Annotated in this window: 3 protein-coding genes and 2 pseudogenes; all 5 read right to left on the bottom strand. The window is 41.4% G+C overall.

All coding sequences use genetic code 11. The features are described 5' to 3' along the window. A pseudogene (gene miaA / locus REG_RS07515) lies at positions 1-524 on the bottom strand (tRNA (adenosine(37)-N6)-dimethylallyltransferase MiaA); the annotation flags it as partial. Continuing rightward, positions 511-2,361: a DNA mismatch repair endonuclease MutL gene (gene mutL / locus REG_RS07510; RefSeq protein WP_006705090.1), complete on the bottom strand. Its 1,851-nt coding sequence runs from the start codon at positions 2,359-2,361 to the stop codon at positions 511-513. The pseudogene miaA and the gene mutL, both read right to left, overlap by 14 nt. Before the next feature lie 70 nt (positions 2,362-2,431). Further along, a pseudogene (gene amiB / locus REG_RS07505) lies at positions 2,432-3,640 on the bottom strand (N-acetylmuramoyl-L-alanine amidase AmiB); the annotation flags it as partial. Positions 3,641-3,682: 42 nt separating this feature from the next. After that, a complete protein-coding gene (gene tsaE, locus REG_RS07500; RefSeq protein WP_039907875.1) occupies positions 3,683-4,168 on the bottom strand; it encodes a tRNA (adenosine(37)-N6)-threonylcarbamoyltransferase complex ATPase subunit type 1 TsaE in 486 nt (161 codons plus the stop codon). 17 nt (positions 4,169-4,185) lie between these two features. Beyond that, positions 4,186-4,389 carry an HHA domain-containing protein gene (locus REG_RS07495; RefSeq protein ID WP_006705087.1) on the bottom strand — a complete coding sequence of 68 codons (204 nt, stop codon included), beginning with the start codon at positions 4,387-4,389 and terminating at the stop codon, positions 4,186-4,188. Between the last annotated feature and the right edge of the window lie 659 nt (positions 4,390-5,048).

The following is a 5,048-nucleotide window of genomic DNA, read 5'->3' as shown; positions in this document are numbered from 1 at the left end:
AAACTTCCAGTGCTCTGATCAATCTTTGAGGATCATTAGGATGAATTCGTTCTGCAGCCGTCGGATCAATTATCGCTAATTGTTGGTGTAGCGTTTCCCAGCCCCACTTTTCTGCTTGCTGTCCGATATACGCTCGCACAACAGGATCGGAGGCAGGCAGCGGCGATAACCCTTCCAAAAGGGCTTTAAAATATAACATCGTGCCACCCACTAATAACGGAATACGCCCAGCAGCGTTGATATCAGCCATTGCCTTCAATGCATCTTGACGAAAATTAGCTGCCGAATAAGATTCGCTGGGATCACGAATATCAATCAAACGATGCGGAATTTGTGCAAGTAATTGAGCGTTGGGCTTCGCAGTACCAATATCCATACCACGATAGATCAACGCAGAATCAACGCTGATTAATTCTACCGGTAGATGTTGCCATAACTCTATTGATAATACTGTTTTACCTGACGCTGTTGGCCCCATAATAAAAAATGGCAGGCGGTTGGGTCAGGGACTCAATTTTGTTCATGTATCAATATTGCCAATGGAGCTTGTATATCAATAAACTGTAAAAGCCTTGCCGGTGGCGACTGCACCAAATGTGGGCAAAGGCGTTCAACATCCGTTAATAACTGTATCGCTTGAGAGACGCTCCACTGCTCATGTTCACTGCCGAGATGTTGAGCAATCCATGCAGCCAATTTCTCTGGTGCTATTTTTTCATGTTGAGAAAGATAACTTAACAATTCCGGTATCAATTTTTGTAAATTTTGCTGGCGTAATGGCAAGGATACCGTGCGCAACGTGGCTCGATTTTGCTCGAAAAGCAATTCAATCCCCATCGTAGATAATAAATCTTTATGATATTTACCCGCCGTGATTTCTGCCTTATCCAAATTAAGTTTTAACGGAATAAGCAATGGCTGTGCTCGTAATCCCTCACGCGGGGGAGTGAGCTGCGCCTGTTTTAAGCAACGTTCTGCCACTGATAAAGCCAGTAATGCAATTTTTTCATCACCCCGCTTAATTAACGCATAACAAGGTGGAAAAATACCTAATACTGAACCAAAGCTATTGCTATCATGGCCATTCAATGGAGAGCAAGCCGCCTGAGGTGATTTATCTTTCACCGTAGCGGTATTACTCGGCGTAGTGGATTGCAATAATTGGCCATACAATTCCCCTTGCCGTGACAAATACCCTCGTGGACTATTAGCAGCATTATACTGACGACAGGGCTTAGATGGTGGGGCATATTTGTTAATCCCCGCTGCCACACGTGTTTCAGGCTGCCTGTGAGGCGATTTTGACTCAGTATCACCATTCTCTACAGGGATGGAAGCTGGTTGCAATCCCTTGTCTTGTAAAGCCATCGTCACGGCTTGATAAATAAAATCATGCACTAACCGCGCTTGGTGAAAACGGACTTCATGTTTTGCCGGATGTACATTAATATCTACTTGACTCGGTTCGATAGTGAGGTAAAGAACATAGGCAATCTGCTGACCGTCTTTTGATAATCCTTGATAAGCTTGGCGAATGGCGTGATTTATTAGCCGGTCACGTATTACACGATTATTAACATAACAATACTGTATTTCATTTAAGCTCCGCGCATTGTGCAACATCTGCGGATCCGCTAACCAACCATGAATCGCTAAATCTTCATGCTGCCATGAGATAGCTAACATATGTTGTAAAAACACATTACCGCAAACACTCGCTAAACGCTGTGAATATCGTGTGGGATCAGAAACCGCTCGATACTGACGTATTAATTTTTCATTATGGTGAAGATGGATGGTCACATCGAAACGCGCTAGCGCAATACGTCGTACCACTTCATCAATATGAGCAAATTCTGTTTTCCGTACGCATAAACTTGCGACGCGCGGGCGTATTATAAAAATAAAATCAAATACCTCGAGTGTACTACCAACCGGATGCGCAGCCGGCTTAATCTTGACAAGCATATCGCGGCCTTCAGCATAGGACTGCCAAGCTTCAGTTTGTTCAACAGTACGGGAAGTTAACAACAAACGAGATACTGAACTGATACTGGCCAGCGCCTCTCCACGGAATCCCATGCTACGTATCGTCATAAGATCGTCTAATGCACTAATTTTACTGGTAGCATGGCGAGCCAACGCCAAAGGCAGATCATCCTTAGCAATACCAGTGCCATTATCCTGTATGCGAATAAGCTTACTACCTCCCCCTTTGATATTAATATCAATCCACTTTGCCCCTGCATCTAAACTATTCTCTAACAACTCTTTAACCACCGAGGCGGGGCGCTCTACCACCTCTCCTGCCGCGATTTGGTTAGTGATTTGTGGCGGTAGCATTTTAATCAGCATCGCCATTTCCTCCTCCCATTTTGGCTAATTCGTGAGAACGCGCAGAGGAATTAATCCTATGATCTTCAGCTTTATTTTTTGGTGAAGCTTGTAATGGATGGGCTAAAAAATAATGTCGAAGACCCTGATAGATAGCCATGGCAATTTTATTTTGGTAGATATCATTACTTAATAGCCGCTCTTCCATACTATTGCTAATGAAACCGGTTTCTACCAATACCGAGGGAATATCAGGTGAACGCAATACCCCAAGGCTAGCGTGTTCAGGTTGTGTTTTATGAATTGATCCGACGTGACCTAATTCCCGTAGCATATCAACCGCAATCGCATAACCCACACGCTGCGAATGACTAAATTGCAGATCTAACACTGTTTTACTAAGATACGGATCTACTGCCGTATTCGCCAGTAAGTCACCCGCCCCTCCTAATAATTCGGATTGTTTTTCATGTTGTTCTAACCAATTACCCATTTCACTGTTAGCTCGGCGATTAGACAATACCCAAACTGACGCGCCTCTAGCAGCGCGATTAGGTGCCGCATCAGCGTGAATAGAGACCAATACGTTAGCACGCTGCTTACGTGCCACATCAGAACGCCCCATTACGGAAAGAAAATAATCACCATTACGGGTCAGTATGGGTTTAAACAATGGGTCTTCTTTGAGTAATTTTTCTAGCTTACGTGCTACACACATCGTTACCCTTTTTTCTTGCAACCCATTTTGACCAATAGCACCTGGATCCTGGCCACCATGTCCAGCATCAATGGCAACAATGACTTGATGATTAGCCGCCTGTTCGGCAACAGATGAAGCCGATTTTTTCACCGCACTGCGCGGTATTTTAGAATGTACAGATTGACTATTAAATGGATTATTCCGTTTACTGGGTAGCTGAGATTGTGTATCCGTTAGCGGTGACAACGTTTCTCCCTCGGTCACAAGGGTAAAAATCACCTGATACAAGTTGCTTATTTTCTGGGTAGTTGTCCCAATTTTTGCTTTTTGTGTCAACTCAAAAACTAAACGCGTACTTCCTTTCTCTTTGGGCTGACTATAACGAATTTTTTTCAGTAGATTTTGTTCATTAAACACCAAAGGCAAATCTAACGAGTGACTACTATCTGGTATATCGAGCACAATACGTTCAGGGTTATGCAATAGAAAAAAATCATAATGAGGAGATTGATCAAAGCTCAATATCACTTTGGTTCCCGGATGCCCAATACTGAGATCGATAGCAGCCAACGTCACGGCCCACGATGAAGTAGATGCGGCTACAATAAAAAAACAGGAGCCAACAGCAGGATGATAAAATGTCGAATACTATAGATTATCGTTTGCATATCTTTGCGCATCCAAACGATCTAATATTTCAGCACCATAATCAGAGCGCACTATTAACTGTGCTTGGCGCCCTTGTTGATTATAAGTCAAATAAAGTTCAATATCCGCTTTAGGCAGAATTCCCGCACCTCTTTGTGGCCATTCAACTAAACAAATCGCCTGTTGGTCGAAATAATCACGAATGCCCATAAACTCTAATTCTTCCGCGTCAGCCAAACGATACAAATCAAAATGATAAACCGTTCTTGGTGTTAAAATATAAGGTTCGACCAAAGTATAAGTAGGGCTTTTGACTTTCCCGTCATAACCTAAAGCACGGAGAAAACCACGACTGAAAGTGGTCTTTCCAGTCCCCAAATCACCTAATAAGTAAACAATGCTGGCACTACTACAAGCGCGTGCCATCGATGCACCCAACGCAGCTGTTGCTGCTTCATCTAATAAAGATATAACACGTTTTTTCATGCGGTAATATCTATATATCACTTAACATGTTGCCAAACTGAAGGTGGAATTTTATCATAAAGTTTATTCATGATAAGTTCCGCTAGCCGGTGATCTGCAGCTGAGTAAAATAATTCTAGTTCATTATCAGAAAGTTCGTATTTATTCTTTTCAATTACCTTTTCTAAAGTAGCAATAGTTCTACACTTCCTTAAACGCATTAAATAGTCTGTTTTTGTCATGATGAATAGTCTTCTCGATATATTAATAATATATAGGATAAATATCTGTTAAATTCTGACCCTGATGAAAATATTCCCTATAGCCTATTTGTGATCTTTTTTAGCAAGACGAGAAATAAGAAAAAATGAGCAAAAAAAAGTAGCTATTCTTTACAACCTTAAGGAAGTAAATGAACATGTTGTACTCCCTTTTAAGCAAAATGGTAGCTAACACAAGAGATTTCGAATAGGCTCTTATACAACATCAAAGCATCAACGAACATGCTAAGCTCTTTTAAAACCAGGTATCAGCAAATACAATCTTTTTTCACAGACCTTAGCAAAAATATACCCTTTTGCTCTTTAGTGCAGTCTTAAATTCGTATTATTGATTTCATAACCGCTGAACAACATTATATGCACAGCTTCCGAACATTCATCGACTGACCGAAAGAGATCCTTTCATTTAAATAGATTTATTTAAAAAAATTTAACAGGAAATAGTGACCTGTCAACAAAATCCAGGTACTTCGCAGAGGAAGGACAATCATTAGTTCAAAACCACTTTGATAGTAAGAATTTTTGCACAAGAGTTTCAATTCAGCAACAGGGTCTCATTTATTATGCAAACAACTAGCAATTTCATCCACTCCATTATGTCTTGCTCCATTCTAATAGAA

Origin of the sequence: Candidatus Regiella insecticola LSR1 (genome assembly GCF_000143625.1) — a bacterium.
In the GTDB taxonomy this organism is placed as follows: Bacteria; Pseudomonadota; Gammaproteobacteria; order Enterobacterales; family Enterobacteriaceae; genus Regiella; species Regiella insecticola.
This window is presented reverse-complemented; position numbering and strand designations above follow the sequence as displayed.